Raw genomic sequence first — 16,327 nt, forward strand, 5'->3', positions numbered from 1 at the left:
GGCGGTTCGGCTGGGCCGACCTGATCGGGCAGGCCGCGCGGATGACCGGGCGCGACTGGCGCGCGGGCGAGCTGACGCTGCTCGTGCTCGCGCTGGTGCTGGCGGTCGCGGCGCTGACGAGCGTCGGCTTTCTCGCCGACCGGCTGCGTCAGGGGCTCGAGCGCGATGCGCGGCAGATGCTCGGCGCCGATTTCGTCGTGCGCTCGGATCACCCCGTCGACGCGTCGTTCGCCGGACAGGCACGCGCGCTCGGCCTGCGCACCGCGACCACCGCGATCTTCCCCAGCATGATCAGCTCGACCGTCGGCGAAGCGACCGGCGATGCGCCGCCCGCGCGGCTCGCGGCCGTGAAGGCCGTGTCGCCGGGGTATCCGCTGCGCGGCGCGGTCGAGATCGTGCCGGCCGACGGTGCTCGCGCGCGCAAGGCGGAGGCGATTCCTGTGCCCGGCACCGTGTGGGCCGACCCGGCGCTGCTCGATGCGCTGCACCTGAAGATCGGCGACACCGTGCGCGTCGGGCTGCGCACGTTCACGGTCGCAGCGTCGATCTCCCGCGAGCTCGATCGCGGCTTCTCGTTCGTGAATTTCTCGCCGCGGCTGATGATGCGCGCGGACGAGCTGGCGGCGACCGGGCTGACCGGCTACGGCAGCCGCGTCACCTACCGGCTGCTGGTGGCCGGCGGCGACCAGGCGGTCGCGCGCTTCGAGACGTATGCGCATGCGCGCGTCGACGGCGGCAAGCTGCGTGGCGTCGGCCTCGAATCGCTGCAGGAAGGGCAGCCGCAAGTGCGGCAGACGCTCGACCGCGCGCGCCATTTCCTGACGCTCGTCGCGCTGCTGACCGCGCTGCTCGCGGCGGTCGCGATCGCGATGGCCGCGCAGCGCTACATGCGTCGGCACCTCGACGGCTGCGCGACGATGCGCTGCCTCGGCGTCAGCCGTCGCACGCTCGGCGCGCTGTTCGCGCTCGAGTTCGCCGGGATCGGCATCGCGGGCGGCGTGGCGGGCGCGCTGCTCGGCTACGGCGGCCACTGGCTGCTGCTCGCGTCGCTCGGCAGCCTGATCGACGTCGTGCTGCCGCCGCCGACCGTGTGGCCGGCGCTCGTCGGCATCGGTGCCGCGCTGGTGCTGCTGCTCGGCTTCGCGCTGCCGCCGCTCGCGCCGCTGACGCGCGTGCCGCCGGTGCGCGTGCTGCGGCGCGAGTGGGGCGATGCGGCGCGCATCGCGTGGGCCGCTTACGCGGTCGGCATTGCGCTGTTCGCGGGGCTCCTGATCGCGGCTGCCGGCAACCTGAAACTCGGGCTGATCGTCGCGGGCGGCTTCGCGGGCGCGCTCGTCGGCTTCGCGCTGATCGTCCGGCTCGTGCTGTTCGCGGCGGCGCGCGCGGTGCGCAACGGGCGCGTCGCGACGGGCATCGGCTGGCGTTATGCGCTCGCGTCGCTGCACCGGCGCGGCACCGCGAGCGCGCTGCAGATCACCGCGCTCGCGCTCGGCCTGATGTGCCTGCTGCTGATCGCGATCACGCGCAACGACCTCGTCGACGGCTGGCGGCAGTCGATGCCGCCCGATGCGCCGAACCAGTTCCTGATCGACATCCAGCCGGACCAGCGCGCGGACGTCGCCGCGTATCTCGCCGTGCACGGCGTGCGCGACGCGGAGCCCGCGCCGATGGTGCGCGGCCGGCTCGTCGCGATCAACGGCAAGCCGGTGAATCCCGATGCGTATGCGTCCGACGACGCGCGCCGGCTCGTCGACCGCGAATTCAACCTGTCGTATACGGCCGAGCTGCCGCCCGACAACCGGGTCACGGCCGGCGACTGGTTCGGCACGTCGGCGACGCCGCAGATCTCGATCGAAGCGGGGCTCGCGAAGATGCTCGACGTGAAGCCCGGCGACGTGCTGCGCTTCGACGTGACGGGGCTGCCGGTCGAGGCGCCGGTCACGAGCGTGCGCAAGCTCGACTGGAACACGTTCCGCGTCAACTTCTTCGTGCTGATGCCGCCGGCGGTGCTGCAGGATTTCCCCGCGATCTACCTGACGAGCTTCCACCTGCCGGCCGAGCGCGCGGCGCTGCTCGATCCGCTGATTGCGCGCTATCCGAACCTGACCGCGATCGACGTGGCGCCGATCCTCGCGCAATTGCAGCGGATGATGCTGCAGGTGGTCGGCGCGGTGCAGTTCCTGTTCGCGTTCACGCTCGCGGCCGGCGTGCTGGTGCTCTATACGGCGCTCGCGGGCTCGCGCGACGAGCGGGTGACGGAAGCGGCGCTGTTGCGCGCGCTCGGCGCGTCGCGCGCGCAGGTCAATGCGGTGCAGCGCGCCGAATTCGTCGTCGTCGGCGTGCTCGCCGGCACGCTCGCCGCGGCGGGTGCAATCGGCGTCGGCTGGGTGCTCGCGTCGCGCGTGTTCGATTTCCGGCTCGCGGTCGATCCGTGGCTCGTGCCGGCCGGCATCGCGGCCGGCGTGGCGTGCACGAGTGCAGCCGGCTGGCTGAGCCTGCATAATGTGCTGCGGCGTCCCGCGCTGCAGTCGCTGCGCGACGCGTGAGCGTCGGCGGCGGCCCTGAAGACCCTGATTTTCGACTATCGGTATGACTGATGTGAATGATGACGCGCCGTCGCAGCCGACGGCGTTCGAACTCGTGGGCGGCGAAGGCCGCGTGCGCGAGATGGTGGACCGCTTCTACGACCTGATGGACCTCGAGCCGGAGTTCGCGCAGATCCGCGCGGTGCATCCGGCGTCGCTCGACGGTTCGCGCGACAAGCTGTTCTGGTTCCTGTGTGGCTGGCTCGGCGGGCCGGACCACTACATCAGCCGCTTTGGCCATCCGCGCCTGCGCGCGCGGCACCTGCCGTTCCCGATCGCGTCGGTCGAGCGCGACCAGTGGCTGCGCTGCATGGCGTGGGCGATGGAGGACGTCGGCCTGCCCGAGCCGCTGCGCGAGCGTCTGATGCACTCGTTCTACGAAACGGCCGACTGGATGCGCAACCGGCCAGGTTGATCGACCGCACAACCGGCCCGGTTGATCCACCCCTCAACCGGCCCGGTTGATCCAACAGTACGCCGCTGCCCGACTGCCGTTCGCAGTGCGTCTGGCCGGCGGCGCAGCCGGGCGCGACACTGGTCGTTCCCCTTCACGACGAGAGTGCTCCGATGACGACCCATGCATTGTTTCGGGAAAACGCGTACCTGGCCCACTGCGATGCGGTCGTCACGGCGGTCGACGACGACGGCATCCGGCTCGACCGCACGGTGTTCTATCCGCTCGGCGGCGGCCAGGCCGGCGACAGCGGCGTGCTGAAGCTGCCGGACGGCACATCGATCGCGATCGCCGATACGCGCAAGGCGAAGTTCGACGGCGCGACGCCCGACGACGCGGTGCACGTGCCGGCGCCGGGGCAGGATGCGGGCATCGTGGCGCTTGCGCCCGGCGCGCGGATCGTCGCGGAGATCGACTGGGTGCGCCGCTACCGGCACATGCGGCTGCACACGGCAGCGCACCTGACGTGCGCGGTGTTGCCGTATCCGGTCGACGGCTGCAGCGTGACGGCGGACTATGTCCGGCTCGATTTCGCGACGGCCGAGCCGATCGACCGCGACGACGTCGAGCGGCGGCTGGCCGAGCTGATCGGCGGCGCGCATCCGGTCACGACCGAATGGATCACCGACGACGAGATGGCCGCGCGGCCCGAGCTCGTGCGCACGATGAGCGTGAAGCCGCCGATGGGCCTTGGCCGCGTAAGGCTGCTGCGGATCGACGGCGTCGACCTGCAGCCGTGCGGCGGCACGCACGTGCGCAACACGGCGGAAATCGGCGGCCTGCGGGTCGCGAAACTCGAAAAGAAGAGCGCGCGCACGCGGCGCCTCGTGCTGGAGCTTGCATGACGGTCAATCACGCGATCAACGATGACGCGGCGCTCGATCCGCGGGCACGCGAGGTGCTGGATTTCTGGTTCGGCGTGCCGGGCTCGGCGGAATTCGGCCGCGAGCGCAAGATGTGGTTCAACGGCGGCGCGGCGCTCGATGCCGAGCTGCGCGAGCGCTACGGCGCGTTGCTCGACGCGGCCTGCAACGGTGCGTGCGACCACTGGGCCGCATCGCCGCTCGGCATACTCGCGTTGATCGTCGTGCTCGACCAGTTTTCGCGCAACATCCATCGCGGCACGCCGCGCGCGTTCGCCGCAGACCCGAAGGCGCTTGCGCTCGCTCGCCAGCTCGTCGCCGCGGGCGGGGACGCCAGGCTGCCGAGCGGGCAGCACCGCGCGTTCGCGTATCTGCCGTTCGAGCACGACGAGTCGCCGGACAGCCAGCGCGAGGCCGTGCGGCTATGCGAAGGCATTCGGGACGAGGCGGAGTGCGCGAGTTATCACGACTTCGCGCTGCGGCATGCGGCGGTGATCGAGCGCTTCGGCCGGTTCCCGCACCGGAACGCGATTCTCGGACGCACGTCGACCGACGACGAGGCCGTGTTTCTGCGCGAGCCCGGTTCGTCGTTCTGAGCACCGTCCGGGCGTTTCAGCCGGCTGTCCGGCCGGTGGTCCAGCGGTTGGTTCAGCGGTTGGTTCAGCGTGCGCCGCGCCGCCACGCGCGATCGGTCAATGCAGGTGCTGCTCGGGCGTGCGCATGTACACGCGCAGCAATTCCTCGTCGTCGCCGGGGCGCGCGCCCGACCAGAACAGCTGCCATTCGCTGCCGGGCTTCGGGTCGACCGCGCGCACGCCCTGGACGATCATCCACGTGCAGCGCGTCGTCTTCGCATTCGAGATCGGCGTGTGCTGGATGCCGGAGAAGTAGTACAGCATCGGCGCTTCCGATTCGCCGAGCCCGTGGAGGCTCGCCATGCAGTCGCCGTCGTTCCATTCGAGCGCGAGGTGCGTGTTCAGGTCGTCGAACACCGAGCGATAGCTCTTCGCGACATCGAGCCACGGCAGCAGCAGCGTATAGACGAGTCCCCACGCGACGAGTGCACCCGCGGCCCACGACAACGCGCCGCGCCAGCGGCCCGTCGTGCGCAGCGTCGGCAGCAGCCAGAGCCAGCCGATCGTCAGCGCGAGCGCGCCGAGCACGAAGCCGGGTTCGATCGGCAGCGTCCAGTCGAGCGGCAGCCAGCGGCCGAGCGGCGCGAGCCGCGCACGAGACGCGGCCGGATCGGCCATCACCGACCAGATCGTCCACGCGAGCACGATGAAGGTGCCGAACAGTGCGCGGCTCAGGTAGTCCCAGCCGGTGTGCAGCGCGCGCGGCAGGCGGTCGATTGCCTGCGCGGCGACCAGCGCGAGCGGCGCGATGAACGGCAGGATGTAGAGCTGGCGCGACGTCGCGGACATCTGCAGCACGAGCAGCCCGACACCGGCAAACACGACCGGCAGCGCGATGCGCGGCGCGCGCCAGTCGCGCCATGCGCCGCGCGCGAGCGCAACGATCGCGAGCGGCGCGACCGGGAAGCCGACGGTCAGGAATACGCGCAGGATGTACAGCGGCTTGTCGTTTTCGGCGCCGAGCTCGGGCACGGAGAAGCCGAAGAAGCGGCCGAAGTTGTTATCCCAGAACCATGCGAGAAACAGCGTCTCCGAGCGCAGGAACAGCGCCGTCGGCCAGATGATCGCGAACGGCGCGAACACGAGCGCGGCGACGCCGAGCGCGCGCGCGAACGCACGGGTACGGCAGGCGGGGTACAACACCAGCACGGCGACGAGCGTGGCCGCGAACACGAGCGGCACGAACAGTCCCTTCGTCATCAGCGCGATGCCGACGCCTGCGCCGAACATCGGCGCGGCCCAGCGGTTCAGCGGCTGCGCCGGCAGCCCGAGCTGCACCTGTCGTGCGCGGGCCCGGTGCAGGATCACGAGTTCGAGCAGGCCGCAAAAGCCGATCGCCGTGCCGGCGAACAGCGCGACGTCCGTCATCATGTCGTGTACGTGCTTGATCACGACGAGGCTGCTCGCGCACAGCGCGACCGGCCCGATCACCTTCGCGTCGAACCAGCCGGCCGCGCCGCTCGCAATGCGCGCCGCGCGGGCCGTGAAGCCGAACGCGAGCACGGCGAACAGCGCGCTCGCGAGCCGCGCCGCGTCGTGCAGCGGCAGCACGCGCTGCAGCAGCCATGCGAGGCTCGTCGCGACCCACGCGTAGAGCGGCGGCTTTTCCATGAACGGCTGGCCGGCATTGGTGGGCACGACGAAATCGCCGGTCTCGAGCATGTGCTGGATGATCCCGAACGTATAGGTTTCGTCCTGTTTCCACGGGTCGTGACCGAGCACGCCGGGCAGCACGTACGCGCAGAGCACGGCGGCGACCAGCAGCCAGACGCGCCAGCCGAGCCGCTCGGCGCGGCTGCGCGCAGGCGTCGCCGCGGCGGCGCCGGCCGCGGCAGGCGTGCCGCCGGCACGAAGGGAGGCGGAAAGGGCGGCTTCGGTGCTCGAATGGACGTGCTGAGCCGTGGCGGGCACGGACGTGCGTCGCCGGCTGGGCGCTGCGGTTCCCTGCATGGAAAAGATCTCTGGTCACGCCGGCCGGACGGCATGGGCCAGGCCGATTGGGGGCCACACTTCGGCGGCGGAGGACAGGCGGCGGCGCCGGCTGTCGTGAACGATGGCCGCTAGTAAATCACGGATTTGTTACGGGTGTTTACGAAAACTGTCGCGGAATTGTGGAGATTTGTGGTGGCTTGATCAAGTGTTGCTCGGATGCAACACTTTGGGCGGAAACGGCCGGGTTACCGGCCGCCGCCGACGTCGAGGAGCGCGCCCGTCGTGTACGACGCGGCGTCGCTGAGCAGCCAGACGATCGCCTCGGCAATTTCATGCGCTTCGCCCGCGCGGCCGAGCGGCGTCTGCGCGCCGAGGCGGGCGGCGCGCCCCGGCTGGCCGCCGCTTGCATGGATCTCGGTCTCGATCAGGCCCGGCCGCACTGCATTGACGCGCACGCCGTGCGGGCCGAGCTCCTTCGCGAGGCCGATCGTCAGCGCATCGACCGCACCCTTCGAGCCTGCATAGTCGACGTATTCGTTCGGCGAGCCGAGCCGCGCGGCGATCGACGACACGTTGACGATCGCGCCGCCGCGGCCGCCGCGATCGGTCGACAGGCGGCGCGCGGCTTCCCGCGCGCACAGGTACGCGCCGAGCACGTTCGTGTCGAACATCCGCTGCAGCCGCTCGAGCGGCATGTCGGCGAGCGGCAGCGACGGTGCGACGATGCCCGCGTTGCTAACGAGCGCGTCGAGCCGGCCGAGCGTCGCAGTGACGGTGTCGAACATCGCGATGACGTCCGCTTCGTTCGATACGTCGCCTGCCACGACGCAGGCGCGGCCGCCCGCGCTGCGCACGGCATCGGCCGTCGCGAGCGCCGCCGCCGCATCGCGCGCGTAGTTGATGCCGACGTCCCAGCCGCGCGCGGCCGCGAGCACGGCGGTCGCACGGCCGATGCCGCGGCTCGCGCCGGTGATGAGGACGACTTTGCGTTCGGACGGTTCGGTCATCGCACGGGGCGCGATCATTCCGTTTCGTCGGGCGCCCACTTGTCGCGCGCGGGCGGCTGGTAGCGGCGCAGGCGTTCGATCAGCGCAGTCGGGTCGGCGTCGATGCACAGTGCATCGAAATAGGCCGGCCGCATGAAGCCTTCGTCGACCGTATGCCTGAGCAGCGCGATCAGCGGATCGTAGAACGCATCGATGTTGTAGAGCGCGACCGGCTTGCGGTGATAGCCGAGCTGCGCCCACGTGTAGACCTCGAAGAACTCCTCGAGCGTGCCGGCGCCGCCGGGCATTGCGACGAACCCGTCGGCGAGGTCGGCCATCATCTTCTTGCGGTGATGCATGTCGGGCACGACGTGCAGTTCCGACAGGCCCGTGTGGCCGACTTCCTTGTCGACGAGCAGTTCGGGGATCACGCCGACGGCACGGCCGCCGGCCGCCATCACTTCGTCGGCGATCGTGCCCATCAGCCCGACGCGGCCGCCGCCATAGACCAGCGTGAGATCCGCCGCGACGAGCGCGCGGCCGAATGCGCGCGCGGCTTCCGCGTAGACGGGCCGCACGCCGGGCGACGACCCGCAATAGACGCATACAGCCTTCATTGCTTCGCGTCCTTCGCCGTGGCCGCGCCGCCGGCTGCGCGCGGCGAACCGTCGCGCGGCGGCAGGTAGTCGTAGAACTCGCGCTTCGGCAGCTTGCCGGATGCGAGGTCGTCGAAGATCTGCCGCGAGCGGCCGCGCAGGTACGGCGCCATCACGGAAATCACGTGCATGCTGACCTGGTGCAGTTCCTCGCGGATCGCATCCTGGTCGTTGTACTTGCGCGGGTGCATCACGTACTGGTACGACAGCCAGTAGGTCGAGATCACGGCCATGTTGGTTGCGATCACCTCGATCTCGGCGGGCGTCGCGACCATCTCGGCATCGGAGACGAGCAGCTCGCACATGTCGCGCGCGAAGCGCACCTTGTGGCTGATGATCTGCTTGAAATGCGTCTCGAGCGTGCGGTTGCGCGCGAGCAGGTCGTTGAGGTCTCGATACAGGAAGCGGTACGTCCACATGAAGTCGGCCATGTACTGCAGGTACGACCATGTCTCGTCGATTGTCGGACGGTGATCTTCGGGAAAGCGCAGGCGCTTTTCGATCGCCTGCTCGAACTGCGCGAAGATGCTGTTGATGATGTCGTCCTTGTTGCGGAAATGGTAGTACAGGTTGCCTGGACTGATTTCCATTTCCTCGGCGATCGTCGTCGTGGTGACGTTCGGTTCGCCGATCTCGTTGAAGAGTTTCAACGACAACTCGAGAATCCGTTCGCGCGTGCGGCGGGGAGGTTTCGCTTCCATGTCGTCCGGCCCTGTGAGTGCCGGACTGGCGGGCGCTGCAATCGATGCTGCGTGATTCGTCCGGCGCGGGTTACTGTTCTATGTCTAGCGGACGATTATAAACCGGGGTTTTGCCGGCCCGGGTGCATTTCCGCATCGGGGCATACCCGGCGACGATGCGCTGCCGCATCGGACGCCTGCGGCTGTTCGCGCTGAAGGCGCTGAAGGCGCTGAAGGCGCTGAAGGCGCTGAAGGCGCTGAAGGTGCTGAAGGTGCTGAAGGTGCTGAAGGTGCTGAAGGTGCTGAAGGTGCTGAAGGTGCGAAAGGGGCCTGGCCTAGTAGCCGAGCCAGCGCGCGACGACCGGGCCGAGCACGAAGCCCCACGTCGTCACGCACGCGAACAGGGCGACCGTCACCGCCGCACTGCCGAGATCCTTCGCGCGCTTCGACAACTCGTGGCGCTCGAGCGAGATGCGGTCGATCGCGGCCTCGACGCTCGAGTTCAGCAGCTCGACGATCAGCACCAGCAGCACCGACGCGATCAACAGCGCGCGCGACGCGGCCGGCACCGGCGCGAACGCGCCGATCGGCAGCATCAGCGCGGCGAGCGTGAGCTCCTGGCGGAACGCGCTTTCCTCGCGGATCGCCACCTTGAAGCCGTTCAGCGAATGCTTGAGCGCATACCAGGCACGCGTGAGGCCGCGATTGCGCTTGTACGGGTTCGGCGCCAGCGGCGCGAGCGGATCGTCGGGGCCGAGCGGCTCGTGCGGGCCCGCGTCCGCGTGATGCGCAGCGTCGTCCTCGTCGAACGGCGCGTGCCGTTGCGCGCGTGTGGCGGCAGACAGTGTCCGGTCGTGCGGGTCTCGTTTCAGCGGGTCTCGTTTCAAACGGCAGCACCTTCGGGAGTCGTGTAGGCGTCCTTCGGCAGCGGCTGCAGATGCGATGCGAACTGTTCGGATGCCGCGCGCCACGAGAAGCGTTCGGCCCACTCGCGGGCCGTCGTGCGCTCGATCTTCAGCGCTTCGAGGCAGGCCTCCTGCAGGTCCTCGTGCATCGCGCCCGCGGTACCGTCGGCGAGCACGTCGATCGGCCCGGTGACCGGGTACGCGGCGACCGGCGTGCCGCATGCGAGCGCTTCGAGCAGCACGAGGCCGAACGTGTCGGTGCGGCTCGGGAACACGAACACGTCCGCGGCCGCGTACACCTTCGCGAGTTCGGCCTGCGACAGCACGCCGAGGTAGTTCGCTTCCGGATAGCGCGATTTCAGTTCCGCGAGCGCGGGGCCTTCGCCCGCGACCCACTTCGAGCCGGGCAGGTCGAGCCGCAGGAACGCCTCGACGTTCTTTTCGATCGCGACGCGCCCGACGTACAGGAAGATCGGCCGGGCGGTGTTGAGGACCTTGGATTCCATGGGACGGAAGATATCGAGATCCACGCCGCGTGTCCACAGCACGACGTTCGTGAAGCCGTACTGCTCGAGGTCGTGCTTGACGACCGGGGTCGGCGCCATCACCGCGCGCGACGGGCCGTGGAACCAGTGCAGGAAGCGATAGGTCGCGGCCAGCGGAATGCCGAAGCGGGCCTGCACGTATTCCGGGAAGCGCGTGTGATACGCAGTCGTGAACGGCAGCTTGCGCGCGCGCGCATAGCGGCGCGCGGCGAGGCCGAGCGGCCCTTCGGTCGCGATGTGCAGCGCATCGGGCGCGAACGCGTCGATCCGCGCGCGCAGCTTGCGGTACGGCAGGATCGACAGGCGGATTTCCGGGTAGGTCGGGCAGGGCACCGTGCGGAATTCCTGCGGCGTCAGCAGTTCGACGCGGTGGCCGAGCGCGGAGAGTTCGCGGGTCGTGCTCTTCAGCGTGCGCACGACGCCGTTGACCTGCGGTTCCCACGCGTCGGTGACGATCATGATCTTCATCGCGGCATGTGTCCTGTAAGTGTGAGTCAGGCGGTGGCTTTGGTCTTGCGCGATGCGGATTCGGACGGCGTGCGCATCACCGTCCAGTAGACGACCTTCAGCTCGCCCTCCATCGTTTCGACGAGCGCGGACAGGCTTTCGACCCAGTCGCCGTCGTTGCAGTACAGCACGCCGTCGATGTCGCGGATCTCCGCCTTGTGGATGTGGCCGCACACGACGCCGTCGCAGCCGCGCCGGCGTGCCTCGTCGGTCATCACGGTCTCGAACTGCGAGATGAAGTTGACCGCGTTCTTCACCTGGTGCTTCAGGTACTGCGACAGCGACCAGTACTGGAAGCCGAGGCGGCTGCGGATGCGGTTGAACCAGCGGTTCAGCACGAGGATCAGCGTGTACAGCGTGTCGCCGAGATAGGCGAGCCACTTCGCATGTTGGATCACGCCGTCGAACAGGTCGCCGTGCACGATCCACAGGCGCTTGCCCGCGAGCGTCGTGTGGAATGCCTCGCCGCGTACCTGGATGTCGCCGAACGCGAGGTCGCAGAACTGCCGCGCGCCTTCGTCGTGGTTGCCGGGGATGTAGACGACCTGCGTGCCCTTGCGCGCCTTGCGCAGGATCTTCTGCACGACGTCGTTGTGCGCCTGCGGCCAGTACCAGCCTTTCTTCAGCTGCCAGCCGTCGATGATGTCGCCGACGAGATACAGGTATTCCGAGTCGTTGTGGCGCAGGAAGTCGAGCAGGTACGGCGCCTGGCAGCCGCTCGAGCCGAGGTGGATGTCGGACAGCCAGATGGTGCGGTAGCGATGGGCGGACGGTTCGTGGTCGTCGTGCTGCCTCGCGTGCGCGGCAGGCGGGTCTTGCGCGGCGAGGGCGTCGGCCGCGGCCGGGCCGGACAGGAAAGCGGTGGCGGCGCGGGCGCCGAGAGGGTGACGAAACAGGGAGGTCGCAGACGATTTCTGGCCCATGCATGACTCGCGCCGGTTGACATTACCGGCATTCCGCCATGCGGGCGTGACTGTGCCATGACAGTCACGAGACGTTCTTATTACCGCGTGCAAACCGCGTTCAGGGGCGAATTTTCAGGTGCCGCGGCACGGCGGGCCGGATCGGTCTGCGAGCGTCGAAACCGCTGGCCGCCGGCGTGCGCGTGGCACGGGCGATGCGGGGGTCAGCGCGGCAGCGCGACGATGCGGGTGCGCGCGAGCAGGTCGTGCGCGAACTGGCGCGCAGGGTGCAGCCGCGCGGCACCGGCCCAGACGGCGATCCACGCGCCGGCCAGCGCCAGCGTGACGGGCACCGACAGTCCGGCGAGCGGATGCAGCGCGAGCGGGGGCAGGAACCACAGCCAGCCGAGCACGTAGCGCACGAGCGCATGCGCGGCGGTCAGCGGCCGGCCGGCGGCCGATTCGATCCGCAGGCGCCATGTCTTCATCGGCAGCGTCTGGCCGCCGTGGGTCCAGAACCAGACGAAGTACGCGCCGACGACGAGTGCGATCCACGCGGCAAGCAGGTTGTGATGGACGAGGCCGTTGCGCTGCCGGGTCGCGAGGCTGAACGCGAGGCCGGCGAAGAACACGACGCCGAACAGCAGCACGCCCTCGTACAGCATCGCGGCGAGGCGCCGCCGGACGGACGGCGGGGCGGTGAGCACGGGCGGGTGCGCGGGGGCGTGCGGCACGGCCGCTCAGGATCCCTTGAACAACGACGGCGCGTCGGCGGGCGACACGGGCGTCACCGCGGCCGGCGCCGGCGCGCTGCCGGCGGTGGACGAAGCGACGGCCGGCGGCGCGCCGGCGCTGCTCGACGCGGCCTGCTGCGACACAACGTTCGGGTTGCTGGCCGGATGGTCGTGCGCGTTGACGAGGCGGCGGACGTCACGGTCGCTCTTGGCGGTCGGCGGCGCGCTGACGACGGATGGCCGGCGGCGGCGCTCGGCGGCCGCGAGGCGCTCCTTCTGCTCCTCGGGCAGCTGCTGGTAGGCCTTCCACGCGCGCTCGCGCGCCTGCGCGGACAGCCCGGTCGCGACCTGGTAGTTTTCGCGCGCGACGCGGCGCTGATCGGGAGTCATCTTGACCCATTCGGTCATGCGCTCCTGCAGGCGCTTCTGCGCATCAGGCGTCATTTTCGGGAAGCGCGACGCGATCTTCAGCCATTTCCGCTTGCGGGCGTCGCTGAACGAATCCCATTGGTCGGCGAACGGCGCGAGCGCGACGTGCTGCGCAGGCGACAGGCGTGCCCACGACAGCGGGCCGCTCGCCGCGGGGAGCGGCGCGAGATCGGTGGAGAGCGCGATGGCGGCGGACGCGATGGCGGGCGCGCCGGTCGCGGCAGCGACCGCCGCGGGTTCCGGGTGAAAGCGCGAATACGTGGCGACGTAGGCGACGGCGATCGCGATCACGCATCCGAAGAATACGGCCAGGCCGTGTTTCTGACTCACCCGTGCGGTCCCCTCGTTGCGTATTGGTTTAGTGGGCGTGCGAAAGATACGCGTTGAACCCGTGATCGAGATAGGCGTTGAGCGGCAGGTCGTCGCTGAGCATCGCCGCATCGATATCGGCCAGCTCGGCGGTGCGCTGCATGTCTTCCCAGTACGCGATGCCGACGAGCCCTGCGAGCAGCAGCGCGAGCGGCCACGCGCGCAGCAGGCGGCGCGCGAACGATGCCGGCGGGCGGGCAGGCGTGCGGACCGGCCCGTAGGCACCGGCCGCGCCGGCCAATGCGGGCACGAACACCGGCGCCGTCGCGGGCTCGGGTTTCTTGCGCGCGAGCGCGGCCCGGCGGGCGGCAGCCAGCCGGTCGGTGGTGGCGGCGGGCAGCGCGGCGGAACGCTCGTCGAGCGCGCGGCGCACCTTCAGCGCGAATTCGAGTTCTCGGTTTTCGGGAGCGGAGCTCATAGCGTGATTCCTTTGGCCTTGAGCGCGTGTGCCAGCGTGTGGGTGGCTCGCGAGCAATGCGTCTTGACGCTGCCTTCGGAGCACCCCATTGCGGCGGCAGTCTCGGCGACATCCATATCTTCCCAATAACGCATCAGGAACGCTTCCCGTTGACGCGCCGGAAGCTTCTGGATTTCCTCGTCGATCAGGGCCAGAACCTGCTCCCGTTCGAGCTGGTGCTCGCTGCTCTCGACGCCCGGCGTATGGTCCGCCGATTCGAGCGTCTCGAGGGGGTCGAAGTCTTCGTCGTCCGTATTGTTGAGCGACGAAAAAAGCGTGACCCAGGTGTTGCGCACCTTCTGCCGGCGGAACCAGTCGTGGATCGTGTTCTGCAGGATACGCTGGAACAGCAGCGGCAACTCCGCGGCCGGGCGGTCGCCGTATTTTTCCGCCAGCTTGATCATCGCGTCCTGCACGATGTCGAGCGACGCGTCGTCGTCGCGCACCGCGTACGCGGCCTGCTTGAACGCGCGCCTTTCGACGCCCGCCAGAAAGTCGGCGAGTTCCTTGTCTGATGCCATTCCGTGAAGGTATGCGCTGCGGACTGCGGCGTGAAGAGGGGTCGAAAAATTTCGTAAAACCCGCGGATGCTAACAAATTTTCGCGATGCTTGACACCGGGGCCGGATCGGCACGTTGCGCGCGAGCCGCGGGACGCGTGCGCGGCCGGGCGTCGATGGTGCGCTGCGGGACATTTCACTTGACGGCGTTCGCTCGACCCGCTATCGTCGTCCGTTCGCAACATAAGTGATGGTCTCATTTGAGGCTGGCCCAAGAAGCCCGCCCTTCAAACTGGACGCGCCGCTTGAACCCGAGCCACAAGCCCGGCAGAGAGCACCCGATCAATTTTTTGCCGAAAATTCGAAAGGTCAAAATGAACATGCCCAGCGCGGAATTCTCCACGTCGGAACCCCTTTCCCCTCCCGATAGCGACTCGATCGGCGCCACCGTGCTCATGAAGGCACTGGCCGACGAAAACGTCGAATTCATCTGGGGCTACCCCGGCGGCTCGGTACTCTACATCTACGACGAGCTGTACAAGCAGGACAAGATTCAGCACGTGCTGGTGCGCCATGAACAGGCGGCCGTGCACGCAGCCGACGCGTATGCGCGTTCCACCGGCAATGTCGGCGTCTGTCTCGTGACGTCCGGCCCCGGCGTCACCAACGCGGTGACCGGCATCGCGACGGCCTATATGGATTCGATCCCGATGGTCGTGATCAGCGGCCAGGTGCCGACTGCGGCGATCGGCCAGGATGCGTTCCAGGAGTGCGACACGGTCGGCATCACGCGTCCGTGCGTGAAGCACAACTTCCTCGTGAAGGACGTGCGCGAACTCGCGGAAACCGTCAAGAAGGCGTTCTACATCGCGCGCACCGGCCGCCCGGGCCCGGTGCTGATCGACATCCCGAAGGACATCTCGAAGACGCCGTGCGAGTACGTGCCGGTCAAGAGCGTGTCGCTGCGCTCGTACAACCCGGTCACGAAAGGCCACTCGGGCCAGATCCGCAAGGCCGTGTCGCTGCTGCTGTCGGCGAAGCGCCCGTATATCTACACCGGCGGCGGCATCATCCTCGCCGACGCGTCGCGCGAGCTGAACCAGTTCGCGGACCTGCTCGGCTACCCCGTCACCAACACGCTGATGGGCCTCGGCGGCTATCGCGCGTCGGACAAGAAGTTCCTCGGCATGCTCGGCATGCACGGCACCTACGAAGCGAACATGGCAATGCAGCACTGCGATGTGCTGATCGCGATCGGCGCCCGCTTCGACGACCGCGTGATCGGCGACCCGGCGCACTTCGCGTCGCGTCCGCGCAAGATCATCCACATCGACATCGACCCGTCGTCGATCTCGAAGCGCGTGAAGGTCGATATCCCGATCGTCGGCGACGTGAAGGAAGTGCTGAAAGAGCTGATCGAGCAGCTGCAGACGGCCGAGCACGGCCCGGACACCGAGGCGCTCGCGCAATGGTGGAAGGACATCGAGGAGTGGCGTGCGAAGGACTGCCTGAAGTACGACCGTGAAAGCGAGATCATCAAGCCGCAATACGTGGTCGAGAAGGCGTGGGAGCTGACGGACGGCAACGCGTTCGTGTGTTCCGACGTCGGCCAGCACCAGATGTGGGCCGCGCAGTTCTACCGCTTCAACAAGCCGCGCCGCTGGATCAATTCGGGCGGCCTCGGCACGATGGGCTTCGGCCTGCCGGCGGCGATGGGCGTCAAGATGGCGCACCCGGACGACGACGTGCTGTGCATCACGGGCGAAGGCTCGATCCAGATGTGCATCCAGGAGCTGTCGACCTGCCTGCAGTACGACACGCCGGTGAAGATCATTTCGCTGAACAACCGCTACCTCGGCATGGTCCGCCAGTGGCAGCAGATCGAATACAGCAAGCGCTATTCGCATTCGTACATGGATGCGCTGCCGGATTTCGTGAAGCTCGCCGAGGCATACGGCCACGTCGGCATGCGTATCGAAAAGACTGCGGACGTCGAGCCGGCGCTGAAGGAAGCGCTGCGCCTGAAGGATCGCACCGTGTTTCTCGACTTCCAGACCGATCCGACCGAAAACGTCTGGCCGATGGTCCAGGCCGGCAAGGGCATCACCGAGATGCTGCTCGGATCGGAAGACCTGTAACGGCGCGACGCGCGCCCGGTGCGCGGGCGGCCGCCTTCACGAAGGGCGGCA

Annotated in this window: 16 protein-coding genes; 5 read left to right on the top strand and 11 right to left on the bottom strand. The window is 68.7% G+C overall.

The features are described 5' to 3' along the window. The first annotated feature begins 41 nt into the window (after positions 1 to 41). The 4 genes from ACV22Z_RS17670 (at position 42) to ACV22Z_RS17685 (ending at position 4,498) form a co-directional block, all read left to right on the top strand. A complete protein-coding gene (locus tag ACV22Z_RS17670; RefSeq protein WP_448077635.1) occupies positions 42 to 2,546 on the top strand; it encodes an ABC transporter permease in 2,505 nt (834 codons plus the stop codon). Positions 2,547 to 2,589: 43 nt separating this feature from the next. Beyond that, complete coding sequence (locus ACV22Z_RS17675) at positions 2,590 to 3,000, top strand: group II truncated hemoglobin (protein WP_448077569.1); 411 nt, start codon at positions 2,590 to 2,592, stop codon at positions 2,998 to 3,000. Between the two features lie 152 nt (positions 3,001 to 3,152). After that, a complete protein-coding gene (locus ACV22Z_RS17680) occupies positions 3,153 to 3,884 on the top strand; it encodes an alanyl-tRNA editing protein (RefSeq protein ID WP_448077570.1) in 732 nt (243 codons plus the stop codon). Continuing rightward, positions 3,881 to 4,498, top strand: coding sequence for a DUF924 family protein (locus ACV22Z_RS17685; protein ID WP_448077571.1), 618 nt, complete (start codon positions 3,881 to 3,883; stop codon positions 4,496 to 4,498). The genes ACV22Z_RS17680 and ACV22Z_RS17685 overlap by 4 nt, the downstream gene beginning before the upstream one ends. A 96-nt stretch (positions 4,499 to 4,594) precedes the next feature. Here the strand turns inward: ACV22Z_RS17685 and ACV22Z_RS17690 are convergent, their stop codons facing one another. From ACV22Z_RS17690 to ACV22Z_RS17740, 11 genes are all read right to left on the bottom strand, one after another. Further along, the gene (locus tag ACV22Z_RS17690) at positions 4,595 to 6,487 is read right to left on the bottom strand and encodes an ArnT family glycosyltransferase (RefSeq protein WP_448077572.1); all 1,893 of its coding nucleotides are present in this window, start codon (positions 6,485 to 6,487) and stop codon (positions 4,595 to 4,597) included. 227 nt (positions 6,488 to 6,714) lie between these two features. Further along, positions 6,715 to 7,476 carry an SDR family oxidoreductase gene (locus ACV22Z_RS17695; RefSeq protein WP_448077636.1) on the bottom strand — a complete coding sequence of 254 codons (762 nt, stop codon included), beginning with the start codon at positions 7,474 to 7,476 and terminating at the stop codon, positions 6,715 to 6,717. Between the two features lie 14 nt (positions 7,477 to 7,490). Then, complete coding sequence (locus ACV22Z_RS17700) at positions 7,491 to 8,072, bottom strand: LOG family protein (protein WP_448077573.1); 582 nt, start codon at positions 8,070 to 8,072, stop codon at positions 7,491 to 7,493. Beyond that, a complete protein-coding gene (locus ACV22Z_RS17705; protein ID WP_448077574.1) occupies positions 8,069 to 8,812 on the bottom strand; it encodes a TetR/AcrR family transcriptional regulator in 744 nt (247 codons plus the stop codon). The genes ACV22Z_RS17700 and ACV22Z_RS17705 overlap by 4 nt, the downstream gene beginning before the upstream one ends. Before the next feature lie 314 nt (positions 8,813 to 9,126). Further along, on the bottom strand, positions 9,127 to 9,663 hold the full coding sequence (locus ACV22Z_RS17710) for a diacylglycerol kinase (RefSeq protein ID WP_448077637.1): 537 nt from the start codon (positions 9,661 to 9,663) through the stop codon (positions 9,127 to 9,129). An 11-nt stretch (positions 9,664 to 9,674) separates the two neighbouring features. After that, complete coding sequence (locus ACV22Z_RS17715) at positions 9,675 to 10,709, bottom strand: glycosyltransferase family 4 protein (protein WP_448077575.1); 1,035 nt, start codon at positions 10,707 to 10,709, stop codon at positions 9,675 to 9,677. A 26-nt stretch (positions 10,710 to 10,735) separates the two neighbouring features. Further along, positions 10,736 to 11,671, bottom strand: coding sequence for a UDP-2,3-diacylglucosamine diphosphatase (locus ACV22Z_RS17720; protein ID WP_448077576.1), 936 nt, complete (start codon positions 11,669 to 11,671; stop codon positions 10,736 to 10,738). A 203-nt stretch (positions 11,672 to 11,874) separates the two neighbouring features. After that, the gene (locus ACV22Z_RS17725) at positions 11,875 to 12,384 is read right to left on the bottom strand and encodes an RDD family protein (protein ID WP_448077577.1); all 510 of its coding nucleotides are present in this window, start codon (positions 12,382 to 12,384) and stop codon (positions 11,875 to 11,877) included. Positions 12,385 to 12,390: 6 nt separating this feature from the next. After that, positions 12,391 to 13,143 (bottom strand): DUF3106 domain-containing protein, encoded by a 753-nt coding sequence (locus ACV22Z_RS17730; protein WP_448077578.1) that lies wholly within the window; start codon positions 13,141 to 13,143, stop codon positions 12,391 to 12,393. Between the two features lie 28 nt (positions 13,144 to 13,171). Continuing rightward, entirely contained in the window at positions 13,172 to 13,600 is a 429-nt protein-coding gene (locus tag ACV22Z_RS17735) for a DUF3619 family protein (RefSeq protein ID WP_448077579.1), read from the bottom strand. After that, positions 13,597 to 14,160: an RNA polymerase sigma factor gene (locus ACV22Z_RS17740; RefSeq protein WP_448077580.1), complete on the bottom strand. Its 564-nt coding sequence runs from the start codon at positions 14,158 to 14,160 to the stop codon at positions 13,597 to 13,599. Before ACV22Z_RS17740 ends, ACV22Z_RS17735 begins: the two co-directional genes overlap by 4 nt. Before the next feature lie 352 nt (positions 14,161 to 14,512). On the opposite strand from ACV22Z_RS17740, the gene ACV22Z_RS17745 reads away from it, so the two are divergent. Continuing rightward, on the top strand, positions 14,513 to 16,276 hold the full coding sequence (locus tag ACV22Z_RS17745; protein ID WP_448077581.1) for an acetolactate synthase 3 catalytic subunit: 1,764 nt from the start codon (positions 14,513 to 14,515) through the stop codon (positions 16,274 to 16,276). Positions 16,277 to 16,327: the final 51 nt, after the last annotated feature.

It is taken from the genome of Burkholderia sp. PU8-34 (assembly GCF_053427725.1).